The following is an 18066-nucleotide window of genomic DNA, read 5'->3' on the forward strand; positions in this document are numbered from 1 at the left end:
GAAGTTAATCCCGCAAAATCATGCGATCGCCACGGACGTCGAAGCCCGATAGCGAGCCGATGAAATTCATGCCGAGCAGGCTCTGGCCGAGCGTGCCGGGTGCGGCGATCATGATGGGCATGTCCTTGCGCACGATGCCGCCGATCGACAGCTCATCGGTTTTTACGGCGGCGGCGCGTGTCATGCCGTTGGCGGTAGAGATCGGTATGGTGAAGCGGAGAGCCGCCGAATTGAACCCGACCGCCAGTGCGTCCTCGGCGGTCAGCACGGTGCTGGTCGCGCCGGTATCGACAACCGTCAGGATCGGCGTCCCGTTGATCGTGACACGCGCTTCGAAATGGCCGTTGCCGGCCTTGTCCAGGGTGACGGTGGCATGGCCTTCGTCCACGCCCAGTGCCAGCGGACTGCCGGGAACAAAGCCGGCGGTGACGCGGCTGGCGAAATCCTGCAACTCATAGCGGTACTGATAGCCGGCGATCAGCGCCAGCACGATGGCACCCCAGGCGCCGAGGCTGCGGGCCATGGTGCCTAACGGCCTGCCCGATCTGAGCAGGCCGGCGCCGACGAGCGCCGCTAAAGCGCCAAGCCAGATCAGCTGGCTGAAATCGTAATTCTCAATGCCGAACGTGCTGCCGGCGGAATCGTTGAGCATGAGCAGGAGCACACCCGCCCCGATCGCGACGATCAGAATCCACAACAGTCGGTTCATCTCTGCGGCCGGTTCACGAGAGGGCGTCGCGTTCGCGTGCCATGCGGCTGCGACGGGTTTCCCGGCGGGGGCGTCGCTCGACCGTTTCCAGCCTTGCCGGCAGCTCGGCCATGACGCTGCGGCGGGTTTGCGGGGTCATGTCGATCCAGGCGGCGATTTCCTCGCGCGTGCGCCCGCAACCGAAACAGAAACCGGTTTTCATGTCGATCGAGCAGACCAGGATGCACGGGGATTCAATGGCCGTCATGAGGATTTCCTTGGCTAGCCTCCACATGGTGCAACGACAAAGTCAATGCAAGCCCTCCGGGGTGCGCCGCCAACAAGTGCTTTCGCGTCAATACCGCCAAGTTACGCCGAGGTTGTGCCGGCTGGCCAAGGCGGCTATGCCGCTCACCAATTCACAGGGACGATCGCCATCGACATGACCAGCGCGCTGCCTTTCGACGATTTTCGCGACCTTCTGGTGAGCCTGCCGCCGGCAGATATGGCGGCCAACGCCCGCGTGCGCCAGTTGTTTGCCAAGGCAGACAAGCCCAAAGGCTCGCTCGGCCGCATCGAGGACGTCGCCGCCTGGCTCGCCGGCTGGAGCGGCCGCGCGCCACCGGCGGTGACGCGGCCATTGGTGGCGATCTTTGCCGGCAATCATGGCGTCACCCGCCACGGCATTTCGCCGCGCCCCGCCGCCGCCACGGCAAATGCGGTCGAGCTCTGCGCCGCCGGCGGTGCAGCGATCAACCAGATCTGCATCGCCAACGATCTCGGCTTGAAGGTGTTCGATCTGGCTCTGCACATTCCAACAGCCGACATCACCGAGGACGCGGCACTGGACGAGCGCGGTTGCGCCGCCACCATGGCCTTCGGCATGGAAGCGATTGCCGGCGGCACCGACCTGCTTTGCCTTGGCGACCTCGGCGTCGGCAATTCGACTGTCGCCGCGGCTCTTTGCGCGGCCCTGTTCGGCGGCACCGGCGCCGACTGGGTCGGCCCTGGATCGGGGGCCAACGCAGCGATGCAGAGGCGCAAGGCGGAGGTGGTCGATGCCGCGATGGCGTTTCACGGCGCGAGCCTCAAGGATCCGCTGGAAGCGCTTCGCCGGGTCGGTGGACGGGAATTCGCAGCGATCTGCGGCGCCATTCTGGCGGCGCGGATGCAGAAGATCCCGGTGCTGCTCGATGGGTTTGCGGTGACCGCGGCCGCTGCCGCCCTATATGCCGCCAACCCCGCCGCGCTCGATCATTGTCTCCTCGCAAGCCTATCGCCGGAGCCGGGCCATGCCAAGGCCGCCGAGCGCCTCGGCCTTCGCGCGCTGCTCGATCTGGGCGTCAGCCAGGGCGAGGGGGTAGGGGCGGCTCTTGCCGCTGGACTGGTCAAGGCGGCCGCGCTGACCAGCTCCGGCATGGCAGCCGCGGTCCGCGGTTAAGCATTCAGCGCCGGCGCGAAGCAACCGCCTTGGTCGGCAGCGCCGGCAGTTCCTCCATCACCCGGCTCAGCGGGAAGATGGCGATCGCCTCGGTGCCTTCGCGTAGCCTGGAATGGAGCTGGAATTCGCCGCCATGCATGGCCAGCAGGCCCTGCACGATCGGCAGGCCAAGCCCGGTGCCCTGTTCGGCGCTCTTGATGGCGATCGAGCCCTGGCCGAAGGCCGAGAGTACGATCGGGATCTCGTCTTCCGGTATGCCCGGCCCATTGTCCTTGACGGAGAGATATTGCCCGCCGCCCGCCGTCCAGCCGACGCGCACGCGGATTTCGCCGCCGGTGGCGGTGAACTTGATGGCATTGGACAAGAGGTTGAGCGCAATCTGCCGCACCGCGCGTTCGTCGGCGAACAGGCGCGGCAAGGCGTTTTCGAAATCCTGGACGATGCGGATGTCCTTGTTGCGCGCCTTCAGCTCCATCATGTGGCAGCAATCCTCGACGACGGAGAGCAGCATCATCGGCTCCTCATTGAGCTGGTAGCGACCCGCTTCGATGCGCGACAAGTCGAGGATTTCGTTGATCAGGTCGAGCAGATGCTGTCCGGAGTCATGCACGTCGCGGGCATAGTCGCGATAGGTCGGGTTGCTCATCGGGCCGAGCACCTCGTTGGCCATCACTTCGGAAAAGCCGAGAATGGCGTTGAGCGGCGTGCGCAGTTCGTGACTCATCGAGGCCAGGAAACGTGATTTCGCCAGATTTGCGTCTTCCGCCCGCCGCCGTGCCTCGTCCGACATCGATTTCGCCGTCTCCAGTTCGGCGATCAGCGCATCCTTTTCGGAGCGGAACGACAGCAGCATCAGCGAGGAACGGTTGAGCTGGCGCGCCACATAGGCGAAGAAAGGCAGCGAAGCGATCAGCAAACCTGCCATGATCACTTCGACGGGCAGCCATAGTTTCGCACTGGCATAGGCATAGATGGCGACCGGGAGGGCGAAGGTCGCCAACAGCGCACCGCGCAGGGACGATGCCAGGATCGCGGTTGCCGACATGGCGAGCAGCAGCACCACCGCCTTGGCGACCTGGAACTGATCGATTTGGCAAGTTTCGCAGCCGAGCCATGCGAACCAGGCCCAGCCAAGCCCGCAAAGAAAATGGCCGATCAGGAAATCCCTATGCGTTTCCAGCGGGTTGAGCTCGGACGCTTGCGTGACGCGTTTCGCCATGAATGCAACGATGGTATAGCAGATGAATGTGAACAGCGCCCAGACGCCGATCTCCTTGCCGATGCCCGCGAGCAAGCCTGCGGCGGCCGTTGCCAGAACGAGCAGCGGGATGACGATCACGCCGCCGGTCATCGACAGCGCGTGGAGCTTCAACAGCTCGCGGTCGAAGTCGGGATTTCCGGCTTGCTGCGAAAGACGGTCGCGCGTCTTGCGCACCGCGCGCGCGACATCGCTGTTGCGATGGCGTTTCCTGCGGTCCACAATAAACTTGTCCGCCGTGGTCGAGCGTTGCAGGGGCATGAAGTCTTCAATTTACGCGGGCAGCAATTTCAAATCGTTAAGCTACGTTCGAATGATTAACCAACGGTTTGCCATATGAGCCGTTCGTGGTCGCGATGGCCGCGCCAGCGATACTATGCGCCGCGTCCGCGAAGCCCGTGGCGCAGGCTGATGGACTATGGGCTGACGCTCATCGTGCTTGGGCTGCTGATGCTCCTGGCGGCGCGCCTCGACCGGGTGGAGACGCGCAAGACGGAGGGCGCGGCGATTGTCAATGACGGCGATAGCATCACCCTCGGCAGCGAGCGTGTCCGCATGCGTGGCATCGATGCGCCGGAATATTCGCAGATCTGTCGCAAGGACGGTGCCGACTATCCCTGCGGCAAGCTCGCGCGGCAGTCCCTGGTGCGGTTGATTGCCGGCAAAGCGGTTTCCTGCAGCGGCTGGCAGCGCGACCGCTACGGCAGGCTGCTCGGCGATTGCAAGGTCGGCGGCAAGGATCTCAACCGCGCTCAGGTCGAGGCCGGCTGGGCGGTCGCCTTTGGCGACTTCGAGACCGAGGAAGCCGCTGCGCGCGCAGGCAAGGTCGGCATCTGGGCCGGAACTTTCGACGAGCCGAAGAACTGGCGCGAGAGCCACGGGCACGAGCTGGTCGAAAGAAAACACGGCACCTTGGCGTCGATCGGCGACGCCCTGCGGGAGATTTTTCGCTTCTGGTGAGCTGCGCCTATAATTCGTCGTACGGACGAGGAGGATAGAGATGAAGCTGTTCGACGGCGGGCGCGCGCCCAATCCACGTCGGGTTCGGATTTTCCTGGCTGAAAAGGGAGTTGAAGTTCCGCTGGTGCCGGTCGACATGGGTGCGCTGGAGCACAAAGAGCAGCCGGTCAGCTCGCGCAATCCGCTGAAGCGTCTGCCGGTGCTCGAACTCGACGATGGCACCATCATCACCGAGTCCGTCGCAATCTGCCGTTACTTCGAGGAACTGCACCCCGAGCCGGCTTTGTTCGGGCGTGGTGCGCTGGGCAAGGCAATCGTCGAGATGTGGCAAAGGCGCGTGGAGTTCAATCTGTTCGGCTGCGTCTCCGCGGCGTTCCGGCATATCCATCCCGCAATGAGGGAATGGGAGATCCCGCAAATCCCCGAATGGGGCGAGGCCAACAAGCCGAAGGCGATCGAATTCCTGAGATTTCTGGACACTGAGCTCGCCGGCAGGGAATTCGTCGCCGGCGATACCTATTCGATCGCCGACATCACCGGGCTGGTCGCCATCGACTTCATGAAGCCGGCTCGCATCAAGGTACCCGAAGAGTGCACCAACGTGATGCGCTGGTATCGGGCAATCTCAAGCCGGCCGAGTGCCGCCGCCTGACAATGAGTTCCGAATGAGCGAAGAGTTGGAAGCCTTGGCAGCGAGGGTACGCGCCTGCCGCATCTGCGTCGATAAGCCGGCCGGCAGGCCATTGCCGCACCAGCCGCGTCCGGTGCTCAGGCCATCTTCGAGCGCCCGCATCCTGATCGCCAGCCAGGCGCCGGGTACCAAGGTCCACGTGTCAGGCATGCCGTTCACCGACGCCTCCGGCGACCGGCTGCGAAGCTGGCTCGGCGTCGGCAGCGAGGAATTCTATGACACGGACAAGTTTGCCATTGTGCCGATGGGCTTTTGCTTTCCGGGTCAGGACGCCAAGGGCGCCGACCTGCCGCCGCGCCGCGAATGTGCGCCGGCCTGGCGCGTATCGCTGATGGCGCTGATGCCGCAAGTCGATCTGGTGCTGACGATCGGCATCTACGCGCAAAGCTGGCATATGGGCGCGGCGCGCCGTCCCTCGCTGACAGAAACAGTCTTGGACTGGCGCGCCATCTGGGCGGCACCGACTGACCCGAAAGTCCTGCCGCTGCCGCACCCGTCCTGGCGCAACACCGGCTGGCTGAAGCGCAATCCATGGTTTGAAATGGATTTGCTGCCATTTCTAAGATCGGAAATCCGCTATCGCATCGGCTAGGCATTCAGCAAGAAATCACTCGCTTTCGCGCTATCCGACAGAATTTCTTTCTTGTAAAAGGCCATGACAAGAGGGAATATGGTAATCTATTCCTCGAAGCGCGTAGCGCATGAGGGGACGCGCTTTAAATTCTTGTTTTTATGCATATCGTTGTGCCAAAGCCGCTGCGCACTTTGGACGACTTGCATCAGGGGGAGCACCCAATGGACCGCCTCGATAGAAAAATCCTCCGCCTCCTGCAGGAGGATGCGACGCTTGCGGTCGCCGACGTCGCCAAGAAGGTCGGCCTGTCGACGACGCCGTGCTGGCGGCGCATCCAGAAGCTCGAGGAAGAGGGCGTCATCAAGCGGCGCGTCGCCATCCTCGACCATGAAAAGGTCAATGTGCGTGTCACCGTATTCGTGTCGATCCGCACCAACTCGCACAGCCATGAATGGCTGCGGCGCTTTTCGGAGGTCATCCAGGAATTTCCCGAAGTGGTCGAATTCTACCGCATGAGCGGCGATGTCGACTATCTCTTGCGCGTCGTGGTGCCCGACATCGCCGCCTACGACGCCTTCTACAAGCGGCTGATCGCCAAGATCGAGATCCGCGACGTGTCGTCTTCCTTCGCCATGGAGCAGATCAAATACACCACCGAGATGCCGCTGGATTACATGGTGCTCGACAAGGAGTCCGGCGCCAACGCCGCTTGAGATTCTTCTGCTTAGTTCTTCTTTTTGTTGAGGAAAGTCCAGGGCGAGTTGACCGGCAGCGTGATCGTGTCCGGCACGGTGTCGACGTTGACCACCTCGGCCTTGCGCACAGTGTAGCCCGACTGGATGACACTGACGCCATCAAGGATGAAAAGCTGGCTCTTCTCCATGCCTGGCTCTAGTGCGCCAGTTATCGAAACCGGCTGGTAGGCCTCGGACATCCGGTAGGGTTGCGCAGGCGTAACGAGGACGATCTGGTTGGGCGGCGGCGTCGGCATATGGCTGCAGGCCCCTGTCCAGGGCACCAGCAGGAATTGATAGACGAGATCACCGTCGCGATCGACCGGCAGTGCGTAGCCCGCGAGCTGCACGGTCTGGTCCTGCAAATCGTGAGAGAGCGTTTCGCCATGATCCGGCATTTTGGCCGCGATCATTGGCAGTCCGACGCTTTCGGCGGCTGCCTGGGTCGCCGGGCGCAGATCCTTCCAGAAAATATGCATGGTTCCGGCGGAAGCGCTTGCCGCGATCGCGGACGCCAACAAGGCAGTTGCCATGATCGTGCCTGATTTAAAACGGTTGCTCATCGCTGCTCCGCCGTTGAGCCTTGATCTGCGGACATCAAGTAAAGCTGCCGCTGCCTCACAGGTCAACGCTCAAGCCGCATCACATGCCGGCGCGAGCCGGTCATGCCGATCTCGCGAAAGCCGCGGGCGGCGAACGTGTCCCGAAAACCCATAAAGCTGTAGCTCGGCGACGCCTGGTCGACCGGATAGGCTTCGATCGTCCTGGCGCCTTTGGCAAAGGCGTGATCGATGGCCGCGTCGAGTAATGCGCTTGCCAGCCCGCCGCCGCGCAGCGCTTTCGGTACATAGAAGCAGACGATCGACCAGATGCCCATCTCGCTATCGTCCTGCTGCCGCGACAGCCTACGGTAGGTCTCGCGCGGCGCGACCGAGCACCAGCCGACGGTCCGGCCATTGATCTGGGCGACAATGCCGACCGGCGTGCCAGCGTCGATCAGCGCCATCATCGCGCGTTTCTTCTCGTCGTTCTCGACATGCTCGCGGCGGTCGAGGTTGCGCCAGGCCATGCACCAGCAATATTTCGGCCCGCCGGGTTGCTCGAACAGGTTTTCGAAATCAGCGCGCGTCGATTGCGTCACCTCCGTGAAGCGCACTTTGCTCAGGTCAAGCTTTTCTGGCGGCGAGCCGTTCGAGCGTCTTGGCATCGGAAAGTTCCTTCACGGCGTCCTTGCCGATCCAGCGCGCAGTCCTGTCTGTCGAGGCCGCTAGTTTTTGCGCCAGGGCAAGGGCAGGGCCGTGCAAATTCATCGATCGTTTGCCGATCGAACGAAGCGCCCAGTTCACCGCCTTCTTCACAAAATTGCGGCCGTCGGTCGCATGCGCTTCGATGATCGACAGGAATTCGAGGAAGGTCGCCTCGGGTTCCTTCTTCCGGTGGACCACCGACCAAGCCATCATCGCAAACGCCGTGCGCCGAACGAATTCCCGTTCGTCGACCGCGAATTCGGCGATCAGTTCCTTCCAGCAATCCGTATCGACAAAGAGATCGGAGACCCCGTCGACGATATCCCACGAGTCGAAAGTCGCCGCCCATCGTCTTGCATCCGCGGCGGAGAACCGCTCTGGATCGGCGGTCACGGAGGCGATGAACTGCGCCTCCATGATGCCTGTCTGCCAAAGCTCGAAGGCACGGTCATGGTTGCGCTTGATCTTCTTGGCAATCTGCCGCTGCACGCCATGCGAGATACCGAGCGCACGTTCGATCTTGATGCCGTAGCGCAGCATGCCAAGGCGATTTTCCTCCGAGGCGATCGAGCGCAGATGAGCGACGATTTCGTCGGCGCTGGATTGAGGCGAAAGCTCGGCCACGGTGAAATCCTATTTCTCCAGCCGCGCCAGCAGCGAGGACGTGTCCCAGCGCTTGCCGCCCATCGCCTGCACGTCCTTGTAAAACTGGTCGACAAGTGCCGTCACCGGCAGTTTGGCGCCGTTGCGGTCGGCCTCGGCGAGGCAGATGCCAAGATCCTTGCGCATCCAGTCGACGGCGAAGCCGAAATCATATTTGCCGGCATTCATCGTCTTGTGGCGGTTCTCCATCTGCCAGGAACCGGCCGCGCCCTTGGAAATCACCTCGATCACCTTTTCGATGTCGAGCCCGGCCTGCTTGCCGAAATGGATACCTTCGGCCAGTCCCTGAACGAGGCCGGCGATGCAGATCTGGTTGATCATCTTGGTGAGCTGGCCAGCCCCTGCCGGTCCCATCAACCCGACCATGCGGGCATAAGCATCTATGACCGGCTTGGCCCTGTCGAAGGCGTCGGGCTCGCCGCCGACCATCACGGTCAGCACGCCGTTCTCAGCGCCTGCCTGACCGCCGGAGACCGGAGCGTCGAGGGACGAAAACCCGAGCGCTTGCGCCTGCTGCGCCAGTTCGCGCGCGACCTTGGCCGATGCCGTGGTGTTGTCGACGAAGATGGCGCCTTTCTTCATGGAATTGAAGGCGCCTCCGGCGCCGGTCGTCACCGAGCGCAGATCGTCGTCATTGCCGACGCAGGAAAAAACGAAGTCCTTGCCCTCGGCCGCCTCTGCCGGCGTCACTGCGAAGCTGCCGCCATGCTGGGCAACCCACTGCTCGGCCTTGGCCCTGGTGCGGTTGTAGACAGTGACGTCGTGACCGCCCTTGTTCTTGAGATGCCCGGCCATCGGATAACCCATGACGCCAAGACCGAGAAATGCCACCGAAGCCATGTTTTCGAATCCCTTAGAAACCTGCTTTGCGGCCTTCTTATCGGATCAGGCAAGGCGATGGGAGTCAGCGGTGCAGATGGATGGTGATACGCCGTTCGATCCACTCGACGCCGTGGCGCAATGTTTCGACGATGACCAGATAGATGATCGCCGCCCAGATATACGACTGAAAGTCGAAGGTGCGCGCATAGGTGAGCCGGGTGATGCCCATCAAATCGTAGACCGTGATGATGGCGACGATTGCCGAGCCCTTGATCATCAGGATGATCTCGTTGCCATACGGGCGCAACGCGACGATCAGCGCCTGCGGCAGGATGATCTTCCACATCGTCTGCAGTTTGTGCAGGCCGAGCGAGGCGGCACCTTCCCACTGGCCCCTCGGCACGCTCTCGATCGCGCCACGCAAAATCTCGGCCTGGTACGCGGCCGTATTCAGCGAAAAGGCAAAGATCGCACAGTTGAACGCATCCCGAAAAAAGTCCCAAAGAGTAAGCCGCTCGAGCGTCAGCCCCAGAGGGATACTGACTGAAATCCAATCTCCAAGCGGGACCGAAAGCCAACTACTAACAACCGGGAGATACAACGCGACTTCCTGAAGTTGGGGCCGGAAGGAGCCCAATCCGTAGTAGACCAGGAAGGTCTGCGCCAACAGCGGCGTGCCGCGAAAGAAATAGACATAGGCATAGGCGAACCCCGAAAGGATCGGATTGTTCGACATACGTGCATAGGCGATCGGCACCGACAGGATCGCGCCAAGCACAATCGAGATGGCAACCAGCAACAGGGTGATGCCGAGGCCGGATATGTAGCCGGGTGCATATTTCTGGAAGAACTCCGGGTTCCAGGCAGCGACCAGGTAGACGACCATGCCAATGCCGAGAGCGATCCACAGGCCGACCAGGACATGGCCGAGGATGCGTTGGCGCGACCAGCCGCGTGCGGGCGGCGGCGGCCGGTCAACCTTCAGCGTGTCGGTGGCCAGGCTCATCTCTTGACCTCGCTGCCGCCAACCGCTCGTTCGATCGCATTGATGCCGAAGGAGGAGACGATCGCCAGCAGGAGATAGATCAGGCCGGCAAAACCGTAAAACAGGAAGGCATGCTTGGTGACGCGAGCGGCAACCCCGCTCTGCCGGAGGATCTCGTTGAGGCCGACGGCCGAGACGAGCGCGGTGTCCTTGAGCAGGATCAGCCAGAGATTGGCAAGTCCCGGCAATGCGATGCGGATCAACTGCGGCAGCACGATCAGCCGCATCGTCTGGCCGATGGACAGGCCAACCGAATAGCCTCCCTCATATTGCCCTTTTGGAATCGCGCGGAAGGCGGATAAAAACACCTCGCTGGAATAAGAGGAGAAGATGAAGCACAGCGCGATCATCCCGGCGACGAAGCTGTTGACGTCGGCCGATGTCCCGGGGCTCACCAGCCGGACAATGTATTGCAGGATTAATGGGATGCCGAAGAAGATCAGAAACAGCGTGAGCAGTTCGGGTATTCCGCGAAAGATCGTGGTGTAGATGTTCCCGGCCAGTCTCAGCGACGGCTCTTCCGACTGTTTGGCCAGCGCCACGAAAAAGCCGAGCGTCAGCCCGAAGGGCAGCGTGGCCAGCGCAAGACATACTGTGACAAACACACCCGCGGCGATGTCGTCGAGCCAGCCTTCGGGTCCCCAACTGAGAAGCGTCAGTGCGCTCTGCATCCGCCTGCCTGTTCTCCTTAAGGCTCTTTGCGGCCCGAACCGCGTCACCCCTCGTGCGCGGCATCCTTATAAGAACGGCGGGAATCTCCCGCCGTTCACGTTGTCCTATGTCGGTCGATCAGGACTCGCCGCCGTAAACGTCATATTTGAAGTATTTGTCGTTGATTTCCTTGTACTTTCCGTTTGCGCGGATCGCGTCGATCGCCGCATTGAACTGGTTGACCAGGTCGGTCTCGCCTTTGCGCACGGCAATGCCGGCGCCCGGACCGTGGATTTCGATGACGGGCTTGATTGTGCCGACCAGCTTGCAGCAGGCGCCGTCCGGCGAATCCAGCCATTGCTGCAGCACGACGATGTCGTCATTGGCGGCATCGAGCCGGCCATTGGCCAGATCGAGCTGGTATTCCTGCGCGGTCGGATACGGCTTGACGGTGCTGTCGGTGTAAGTCTTGGTCGAATAGTTGAAATGCGTGGTGGATGCCTGCACGCCGATCGTCTTGCCGGCCAAATCTTCCTTGGTGACACCCTTGATATCAGTGTCCTTAGGCGCGGCGATTGCCGGCGGCGTATTGTAATATTTGTGGGTGAAGTCGACCTTCTCGGCGCGTTCCGGGGTGATCGACATAGACGCGACAATGGCGTCGAACTTGCCTGCCTGAAGGGCTGGAATGATGCCGTCCCAGTCCTGCGCGACAAAAGTGCACTTCACCTTCATCTCGTCGCACAGTGCCTTGGCGATATCGATATCGAAGCCCACGAGCTGGCCGTCGGCGGTGAGGTTGTTGAATGGCGGATACGCTCCTTCGGTGCCGATCCTCAAGGTTTTTTCCTGGGCCTGGGCAACGCCAAGCGTCAGCAGCGCAGCCGATGCGGCGAGCGCGATACGCAGTGCAATACGCATAATGGTCCTCTCTGTTGGTCCCGGCCGTCGTTCCCGAACGGCTCTGTGGGCGGTGCTTTTGACCGCCCGCTGGCGCGATACTCCCATTCTTTCCCAAGAAAAAGCAACTGCAAAACCGCCGCTTGAGGGAAGGTCATGTTCAGAAAACGGTGACGCTGGGTCAAACGCCTAAATGGAGAGAAAGTGGCGGGAAGCTCCCCGCGGCCGCAGTCTCAGCGCGTCAGGCCGGTGGCGCGTTCGATGAAGTCGGCTATCGAATTCGTGTCGTCGAGATCGAAGACCGGCAAGTCTTCGCCGACAATGGGAAAGTCGGAGGCGACGGCGATAATGTGTGGATCGCCTGCCGAGAGCGGTGTCCGGTCCTTGGCCTCGAGCCGTCGCGTCTCGATTTTCTTGTGCGCCTCGCGCTTGTAGCCCTCGACCAGCACGATGTCGGAGGGTGCCAGCCGTGACAGGATCGCCTCCAGCGTCGGCTCGTCCTCGCCACGCAATTCGTGCATCAGCGCCCAGCGCCTGCCCGACACGATCGCCACCTCCATCGCTCCCGCCTGGCGGTGGCGAAAGCTATCCGCTCCAGGTTTGTCGATGTCGAAATCATGATGGGCGTGTTTTACAGTCGACACTTTCCAGCTGCGCCGGACGAGTTCGGCTACCAGCTTTTCGGTCAATGTCGTCTTGCCGGAGTTCTTCCAGCCAGTGATGCCGAAGATACGTCTGTTCATGGCTCGATGCTCTGCAACAGATGCGCGGCCCGGGCAAGGTCGTCGGGAGTGTTGATGTTGAAGAAGGGATCGATCTCGGCCCCTCTGGATTTCAGGATGGGAAAATCCACTTCGACAAAACCGTGCCGGTCGATGAACGCCGAAACGCGCCGGTTGTCTTCCTCGACGAGAAATTGGCGCAAGGCCTGGTCGAGCCCCAGCGGCCAGAGCGCAAACGTCGGATGCCGTTTGCCGCCGGAACAGGCAACGGCGATCGAGCCCGGGCGTGCATAGGCTGCCGCGAGCAGCCGCTCGACCATATCCTTGGGCAGGAAAGGCGTATCGCCTGCAGCCGTGACCAGCGCCTGGCAAGTGGTGTCGGAAGCCCATTCGAGGCCGGTCAGGATCCCGGCAAGCGGCCCGGCATAACCCTTGACGGTGTCGGCAAGCACGGGAAGCCCCGTCGCGGCAAACCGTGCCGGATCGCCATTGGCGTTGAGCGCCAGCGGGCCGACCTGCGGGCCAAGGCGCGAAACGACACGGTCGAGCAGGGTCCCATCGCCAAGCGCAAGCAGCGTCTTGTCGCCGCCGCCCATCCGGCTCGACCGGCCGCCGGCCAGAATGATCCCTGCGATATCTCGGCCCATCGTTTGCTGCTAGACCCTATGACCAAAATCAAGTTTTCAAATCAGACGGTCGTCAACGGTCGCGCCTATATGCCGTCCGGCGCCATGTCCGGTCCAGCGCTTTCGGCAGCTGTCTTTCGCCGGCCGACGATCCGTTCGCGGTAGAGCGCATAGAGGCCTGAGGCGATGATGATCGTGGCACCGACGATCATCGGCAGATCGGGGACATCGCCGAAGATCGTGAAGCCAAGCAGGATCGACCAGAGCAGGGCGGTGTAGCGGAACGGCGCGATGAAGGAGATATCGCCCACCCGCATCGCCATGATGATGAACTGGTAGCCAATGAGCACGAGCACCGCCGCCAGCGCCAGGAATGCCGTGCTTTTTCCCGTCATCGGCGTCCAACCGCCCATCGGCGAAAGCAATGCTGCGCCCAGAACGGTCATGGCAAGAGCGGTGGCGGTCGACACCAGCAATGTCGGAATTGCCTGCGGAATCCGCTTGGTGGCGAGGTCGCGCACCGCGCAGCATGCCACGCTAGCCAGTGCCAGCAGAGAAAACATGCTGAACCCTTCGAAGCCCGGCCGCACAATGATCAGCACGCCGGCAAAACCGACGGCAATGGCCAGCCAGCGCCGCCAGCCGACGCCCTCGTTGAACACAAGCGCGGCGCCCATCGTCACAGCCAGCGGCAGCGCCTGCAGCACGGCGGACACATTGGCGATCGGAAGATGTGCCAGAGCAACCAGGAACGACACCGTGGCGCCGGCCTCGCTGGCGACGCGCAGCGCAACCGTCGGCTGCAGCATCGAGCCAGGCCGGGCAAGCGCGCCGCGTTGCCACGCAAGCAGGGCAACGAAAAGCGAAGCGAAGGCGCCGCGGATCAGCATGACCTGCGCCATGTTCATCGATTCCGACGAGAATTTGGTGATTGCATCGTTGAGGGTGAAGCCAATCATGGCCACCATCATGAACAACGCGCCGCGCAGATTTGGCGAAAGAGGCAAGGCGATTACCGGGTGAGTCCTGCAGCAAGCGTCTAGCAGGCACCCGCAAAACAGCAACGTCAAAGGGCTGGGCCACAGCCTTTCTGTGGCCCGTGACATCTACCTCGCAAGAGCGGCAGGCTTATTTGCGCGTCAGCACCTCGGTGCCGTTGCCTTCCTTGCCGGCAATCGTCCACAGGCCATGCAGCGAGCCGTCTTCCTGCACCTTGTAGACGACAAGGCCAACCGCCTTGCCCATGACATAGCCGGCGGAGAAGGCATCGTCGTTGCGCATGCAGATGCCGTCCGAGGACGAGCCGCCTGTCTCCCAATGGATCGTGCAGGTAGTCTCGCTGGTCAGCGTGATCGTCGCGTCGCCACCATAGGACGATCCATCGAAGTTGGTGCCGGCCACGGCATAGGTGCCGCCGATCGACTGGGCCGCCGCGGGCAGGGCCGCGAAGCTGAGCAATGCAACAGAAAGAATGAGTTTGTGCATATCGTATTCCCCCACTGGGCGAAGAACCGCTCCAGAGCAGAGGCTAGGCCCGAACGGGCTTGCGGTAAATCCGGTAACCGTTTGCGGACAAGACCTTTTCTGGGTGTGATCCCGAAATGTGCCGTTCCAAAGGATGGGTTCGGAGGGCAAATCGATCACACTGCGGCTCGAGGAAAATTTTTCGACGAGATCAAATTTGCTCGGCAAGATTCACCAAATTGGTCATTGTAGGCTTCTGATCTTGTCTGGGGAGGTGGTCCATGATGAATGCACGAGGCAATGCGGACATGCTTGGCACAGGCAGCAGGCGGCACGTTTCGTCGGCTTCCCGGTTCTCTTCTGCACTGGCGGTTATCCTCATGGCGATGGCGCCTGCCTTCGCCGAGAACGGCGCTTCGGCGTCGGCAGTCGAACGGATGTCCACGCCGGGTCACGAAGCGGATGAACTCGCTCGCCGCGTCGGGAAATGGTCCGTCGTCAACACGATCTGGCCAACGCCCGGCGCCCAGCCGATTGTGATGACCGGGCTGGTGGCCGAGCGTACGATGATCGGCCCCTTCATGCAGGAGGTGATGCGACCGGCGCCCGGGTCGAAAATCCCAGACTTCCAGCGGATAGCCTATTTGAGCTATGACCGCGTGGAGGGCCGCTGGAAGTATGTCTCGATGGATACCCGTTTCCCGGCAGGGATCATGCCCGCCTGGAGTTTTGGTGGCGAGGAGGACGGCAAGATTTCGCTGCTTTTCGAGCCGCTTGGTTTCGTCGGCTTCGGGCCCGAGGTCGAAGGGCGGTTCACTGCCTCCGATTTCGTCATTTCCAGGGACGGCGACAATCACGAAGTGGCCGAGCAGCATTTCCTTCAGGCCAATGGCAGCGGCTGCCGTACGATACGACTACACGCGTCAACCGTGACTCGTTAGCAAAAACAACGGGTTGCGAATATGTTCCGAGGTCGCCGGATGCTCACGGTCCCCTGAGGCTGCCGGCGATCGCTCCGATAAGCGGGTCGTATTTCGATTTCAAGGCTGGCGGATAGTCGATCCAGACCGTACGGATGACACCGTCTTTTCCGAACAGGCGGCGTTCGTAGAAGATGTTCTCGCCTTTGATGCCCGACAGCACCGCCCAGTCCTTGCCGGTCTTGCTGTAGGTAATCTTGTAGCCAGGTTCCTTGCTGCCCCTCTGGGCGGAGACGAAGGCTGTCGGAGTTTCATCATCGATATTGAGGATGCCTGAACAGATCAGGCTGGCGCCATCAGCCGTGAGCCATTGTTGTCCATCGCCATTGTCCGGCTCAGGCTGGCGAAGAGTGAAGATCTCATCCGGAAAGGTGCAGACGGTACCGAAGCGCTCGTTCGTATAGGTGAGTGGCGCGGCAACTGCCATGGTCCCCGCCATCACTCCGAAAAACGTCGGGATTGCAAAAAGCCGCTGCATGAGCCTTGCCTCGAAGCCGATGCCAAGGCGATTATTCTTGCACGAAATCGGTGACAAATCAGCCGCCGGTGACGCTCATATGCCGCGACACCGATGGGCGGTTGGTGCGGCGATCAATGATGAAGTCGTGGCCTTTCGGCTTGCGGCCGATTGCTTCGTCGATGGCGTCGGCGACCAGCTCGTTGCCTTCGGACGCACGCAGTGGTACGCGCAGGTCGGCTGCATCTTCCTGGCCGAGGCACATGTAAAGCGTGCCGGTGCAGGTCAGCCGGACCCGGTTGCAGCTTTCGCAGAAATTATGCGTCATCGGCGTGATGAAGCCGAGCCGCCCGCCGGTCTCGGCGACGTGGACATAGCGGGCCGGGCCACCGGTCTTATAGGGAATATCGCTCAGCGAGAACTGGCGCTCGAGTGCTGCGCGCAGCAGCGACAGCGGCAAATACTGGTCGGTGCGGTCGGCGTCGATCTCGCCCATCGGCATTGTTTCGATGACCGTCAGATCCATGCCGCGGCCATGCGCCCAGCGCAGCATTTCCGGCAATTCGGCGTCATTGAAGTCCTTCAAGGCCACCGCATTGAGTTTTACCTTCAGCCCCGCCGCCTGCGCCGCGTCGATGCCGTCCATGACCTTATCCAGATTGCCCCAGCGGGTGATCTGGCGGAATTTGTCGGCATCGAGGGTGTCGAGCGAGACGTTGATGCGTTTGACGCCGCAGTCGGCGAGCTCGGCGGCAAAGCGTGAAAGCTGCGATCCGTTGGTGGTCAGCGTCAGCTCTTCCAGCGCACCGCTCTCGAGATGCCGCGAAAGCTGGCGCACCAGATGCATGATGTTCTTGCGCACCAGCGGCTCACCGCCGGTGAGGCGGAGCTTGCGCACGCCCTTTTCGATGAAGACCGTGCAAAGCCGGTCGAGCTCTTCCAGCGACAGCAGGTCCTTCTTGGGCAGGAACGTCATGTCCTCGGCCATGCAATAGGTGCAGCGGAAATCGCAGCGGTCGGTGACCGACACGCGCAGGTAGGTGATCGTGCGACCGAAAGGATCGATCATATCCATGCTTATGCGCTTCCCGTGGCCGTGAACGGCTTCGTTATATATGGCTATGTGATGCGAGCCAACTTGCCATTCAAGATAGAAGCTCGCGATCTGCGGTAACACCCCGACGCCGACAGATCATGTCGGAACTTTCCATGCGGCCTTTTCCCTCAACGCGAAGCGGCGTAGGGAAGGCTGTCTTCCGCAGGATCCACCAGCATGACAGCGCCAAAGGAACTCAGGGTCTCGAAGGACCGCAAGCTGCTTTCCGTCACCTTTCCGGGCCATCAGCCGTTCGAATTGCCAGCCGAGCTGCTGCGTGTTGCCTCGCCGTCGGCCGAGGTGCAGGGCCATTCGCCCGAACAGCGCGTCACCGTTCCCGGCAAGCGCAATGTAGCGATCCTTAAGATCGAGCCGGTCGGCAACTATGCCGTGCGCATCACCTTCGACGATTTCCACGACACCGGCATCTTCACCTGGAATTACCTGCATACGCTGGGTCATGAGAAGGATGCACGCTGGGCCGCCTATCTCGCCGAGCTGGAAGAGAAGGGGCTGAGCCGCGACCGCTGACTGATTTCGCGGGACGCTCCGGTCAACGCAGCATCGCCAGTATCTCGCTGGTGTCGTGATAAAACGGCGTGCCTTCGATCAGCCGGTCATCCTTGAAGCGCAAGACTTCGGCAAACGGCTGCTTGATGGTTGCACCATTGGCCCGCGATGTCAGCGAAAGCGTGCAGCTCATGAACACCATGTCATCGTTTTGGGCGACCTGGAGGTCCTCCACCGCCACGTCGCTCCAGATTTCCCGCATCTTGCGGAAAAGGGCGCCAACGCCGTCGAGGCCGTTTCAGTCACCGGCATAGGGCAGGGAGCGAGGCTCATGCACGACAATCTCGACATGAAATGCGCTTGCAAGCATATCGAGGCTCTCCGACCCTGATTGCAGGAAACGCATTTCAACATTGAACATGTTTTCAATAAGTTCCATGGCGGTGCGTCGCCGGCCGAGCGGTTTCTCCATTTTTGACCTCCGTTTCTGTCAGCACGAAAGCGGTTTGCGCTTGTTCGCGGTCCCTCGACACCCGT

23 protein-coding genes and 2 pseudogenes are annotated in these 18066 nt (G+C 61.6%); 7 read left to right on the top strand and 18 right to left on the bottom strand.

Annotated features, from left to right (window positions below):
* Window positions 1-4: 4 nt before the first annotated feature.
* Together NKJ93_RS01930 and NKJ93_RS01935 are read right to left on the bottom strand one after the other, a co-directional pair.
* Window positions 5-709 carry a TIGR02281 family clan AA aspartic protease gene (locus NKJ93_RS01930; RefSeq protein WP_352482604.1) on the bottom strand — a complete coding sequence of 235 codons (705 nt, stop codon included), beginning with the start codon at window positions 707-709 and terminating at the stop codon, window positions 5-7.
* Between the two features lie 13 nt (window positions 710-722).
* A complete protein-coding gene (locus NKJ93_RS01935) occupies window positions 723-956 on the bottom strand; it encodes a DUF1289 domain-containing protein (protein WP_031193575.1) in 234 nt (77 codons plus the stop codon).
* A 174-nt stretch (window positions 957-1130) separates the two neighbouring features.
* Here NKJ93_RS01935 and NKJ93_RS01940 point away from each other — a divergent pair, with 174 nt between their 5' ends.
* Window positions 1131-2129: a nicotinate-nucleotide--dimethylbenzimidazole phosphoribosyltransferase gene (locus NKJ93_RS01940; protein ID WP_352494671.1), complete on the top strand. Its 999-nt coding sequence runs from the start codon at window positions 1131-1133 to the stop codon at window positions 2127-2129.
* Window positions 2130-2133: 4 nt separating this feature from the next.
* On the opposite strand, the gene NKJ93_RS01945 is transcribed toward NKJ93_RS01940, so the two are convergent.
* Window positions 2134-3648 carry a sensor histidine kinase gene (locus NKJ93_RS01945; protein WP_352587231.1) on the bottom strand — a complete coding sequence of 505 codons (1515 nt, stop codon included), beginning with the start codon at window positions 3646-3648 and terminating at the stop codon, window positions 2134-2136.
* 75 nt (window positions 3649-3723) lie between these two features.
* Between NKJ93_RS01945 and NKJ93_RS01950 the strand changes: the two genes are divergently transcribed.
* From NKJ93_RS01950 to NKJ93_RS01965, 4 genes and pseudogenes are all read left to right on the top strand, one after another.
* Entirely contained in the window at window positions 3724-4347 is a 624-nt protein-coding gene (locus tag NKJ93_RS01950; RefSeq protein WP_352587234.1) for a thermonuclease family protein, read from the top strand.
* Window positions 4348-4387: 40 nt separating this feature from the next.
* Window positions 4388-4999 carry a glutathione S-transferase gene (locus NKJ93_RS01955; RefSeq protein ID WP_352587236.1) on the top strand — a complete coding sequence of 204 codons (612 nt, stop codon included), beginning with the start codon at window positions 4388-4390 and terminating at the stop codon, window positions 4997-4999.
* Window positions 4939-5630, top strand: a pseudogene (locus NKJ93_RS01960) (uracil-DNA glycosylase family protein). Before NKJ93_RS01955 ends, NKJ93_RS01960 begins: the two are co-directional and overlap by 61 nt.
* Window positions 5631-5833: 203 nt before the next feature.
* Entirely contained in the window at window positions 5834-6325 is a 492-nt protein-coding gene (locus NKJ93_RS01965) for an Lrp/AsnC family transcriptional regulator (RefSeq protein ID WP_006333679.1), read from the top strand.
* Between the two features lie 11 nt (window positions 6326-6336).
* Here the strand turns inward: NKJ93_RS01965 and NKJ93_RS01970 are convergent, their stop codons facing one another.
* From NKJ93_RS01970 to NKJ93_RS02020, 11 genes are all read right to left on the bottom strand, one after another.
* Window positions 6337-6909, bottom strand: coding sequence for a DUF3299 domain-containing protein (locus NKJ93_RS01970; RefSeq protein ID WP_352587239.1), 573 nt, complete (start codon window positions 6907-6909; stop codon window positions 6337-6339).
* 62 nt (window positions 6910-6971) lie between these two features.
* On the bottom strand, window positions 6972-7553 hold the full coding sequence (locus NKJ93_RS01975) for a GNAT family N-acetyltransferase (protein ID WP_352587242.1): 582 nt from the start codon (window positions 7551-7553) through the stop codon (window positions 6972-6974).
* Window positions 7513-8217, bottom strand: coding sequence for a DNA alkylation repair protein (locus NKJ93_RS01980; RefSeq protein ID WP_352587245.1), 705 nt, complete (start codon window positions 8215-8217; stop codon window positions 7513-7515). Before NKJ93_RS01980 ends, NKJ93_RS01975 begins: the two co-directional genes overlap by 41 nt.
* Before the next feature lie 9 nt (window positions 8218-8226).
* The gene (locus NKJ93_RS01985) at window positions 8227-9096 is read right to left on the bottom strand and encodes an NAD(P)-dependent oxidoreductase (protein WP_352587247.1); all 870 of its coding nucleotides are present in this window, start codon (window positions 9094-9096) and stop codon (window positions 8227-8229) included.
* Between the two features lie 64 nt (window positions 9097-9160).
* Window positions 9161-10084: an ABC transporter permease gene (locus NKJ93_RS01990; RefSeq protein ID WP_352587250.1), complete on the bottom strand. Its 924-nt coding sequence runs from the start codon at window positions 10082-10084 to the stop codon at window positions 9161-9163.
* Window positions 10081-10794 (bottom strand): ABC transporter permease, encoded by a 714-nt coding sequence (locus tag NKJ93_RS01995; RefSeq protein WP_352587253.1) that lies wholly within the window; start codon window positions 10792-10794, stop codon window positions 10081-10083. Before NKJ93_RS01995 ends, NKJ93_RS01990 begins: the two co-directional genes overlap by 4 nt.
* Before the next feature lie 118 nt (window positions 10795-10912).
* On the bottom strand, window positions 10913-11695 hold the full coding sequence (locus NKJ93_RS02000; protein WP_023717637.1) for an ABC transporter substrate-binding protein: 783 nt from the start codon (window positions 11693-11695) through the stop codon (window positions 10913-10915).
* Between the two features lie 212 nt (window positions 11696-11907).
* Window positions 11908-12417, bottom strand: a complete 510-nt coding sequence (gene mobB, locus NKJ93_RS02005) for a molybdopterin-guanine dinucleotide biosynthesis protein B (RefSeq protein ID WP_023717636.1) — start codon at window positions 12415-12417, stop codon at window positions 11908-11910.
* Entirely contained in the window at window positions 12414-13043 is a 630-nt protein-coding gene (gene mobA, locus NKJ93_RS02010; protein WP_352482600.1) for a molybdenum cofactor guanylyltransferase MobA, read from the bottom strand. The genes mobB and mobA overlap by 4 nt, the downstream gene beginning before the upstream one ends.
* Window positions 13044-13108: 65 nt before the next feature.
* Entirely contained in the window at window positions 13109-14029 is a 921-nt protein-coding gene (locus tag NKJ93_RS02015; RefSeq protein ID WP_023717634.1) for a DMT family transporter, read from the bottom strand.
* A 121-nt stretch (window positions 14030-14150) separates the two neighbouring features.
* The gene (locus NKJ93_RS02020) at window positions 14151-14507 is read right to left on the bottom strand and encodes a hypothetical protein (protein WP_023717633.1); all 357 of its coding nucleotides are present in this window, start codon (window positions 14505-14507) and stop codon (window positions 14151-14153) included.
* Between the two features lie 260 nt (window positions 14508-14767).
* On the opposite strand from NKJ93_RS02020, the gene NKJ93_RS02025 reads away from it, so the two are divergent.
* Window positions 14768-15427, top strand: coding sequence for a hypothetical protein (locus NKJ93_RS02025; RefSeq protein ID WP_352587256.1), 660 nt, complete (start codon window positions 14768-14770; stop codon window positions 15425-15427).
* A gap of 43 nt (window positions 15428-15470) precedes the next feature.
* Here NKJ93_RS02025 and NKJ93_RS02030 read toward each other — a convergent pair whose 3' ends face one another.
* Window positions 15471-15893, bottom strand: coding sequence for a hypothetical protein (locus NKJ93_RS02030; protein ID WP_352547224.1), 423 nt, complete (start codon window positions 15891-15893; stop codon window positions 15471-15473).
* Window positions 15894-16002: 109 nt separating this feature from the next.
* Entirely contained in the window at window positions 16003-16998 is a 996-nt protein-coding gene (gene moaA / locus NKJ93_RS02035; RefSeq protein WP_352494639.1) for a GTP 3',8-cyclase MoaA, read from the bottom strand.
* A 198-nt stretch (window positions 16999-17196) separates the two neighbouring features.
* On the opposite strand from moaA, the gene NKJ93_RS02040 reads away from it, so the two are divergent.
* Window positions 17197-17550: a gamma-butyrobetaine hydroxylase family protein gene (locus NKJ93_RS02040; RefSeq protein ID WP_023717628.1), complete on the top strand. Its 354-nt coding sequence runs from the start codon at window positions 17197-17199 to the stop codon at window positions 17548-17550.
* 22 nt (window positions 17551-17572) lie between these two features.
* On the opposite strand, the pseudogene NKJ93_RS02045 reads toward NKJ93_RS02040, so the two are convergent.
* Window positions 17573-17812, bottom strand: a pseudogene (locus NKJ93_RS02045) (nuclear transport factor 2 family protein); the annotation flags it as partial.
* Between the two features lie 15 nt (window positions 17813-17827).
* Window positions 17828-18001 (bottom strand): hypothetical protein, encoded by a 174-nt coding sequence (locus NKJ93_RS02050; protein WP_352587258.1) that lies wholly within the window; start codon window positions 17999-18001, stop codon window positions 17828-17830.
* Between the last annotated feature and the right edge of the window lie 65 nt (window positions 18002-18066).

The organism is Mesorhizobium sp. M0028 (genome assembly GCF_040323855.1).
GTDB lineage: Bacteria > Pseudomonadota > Alphaproteobacteria > Rhizobiales > Rhizobiaceae > Mesorhizobium.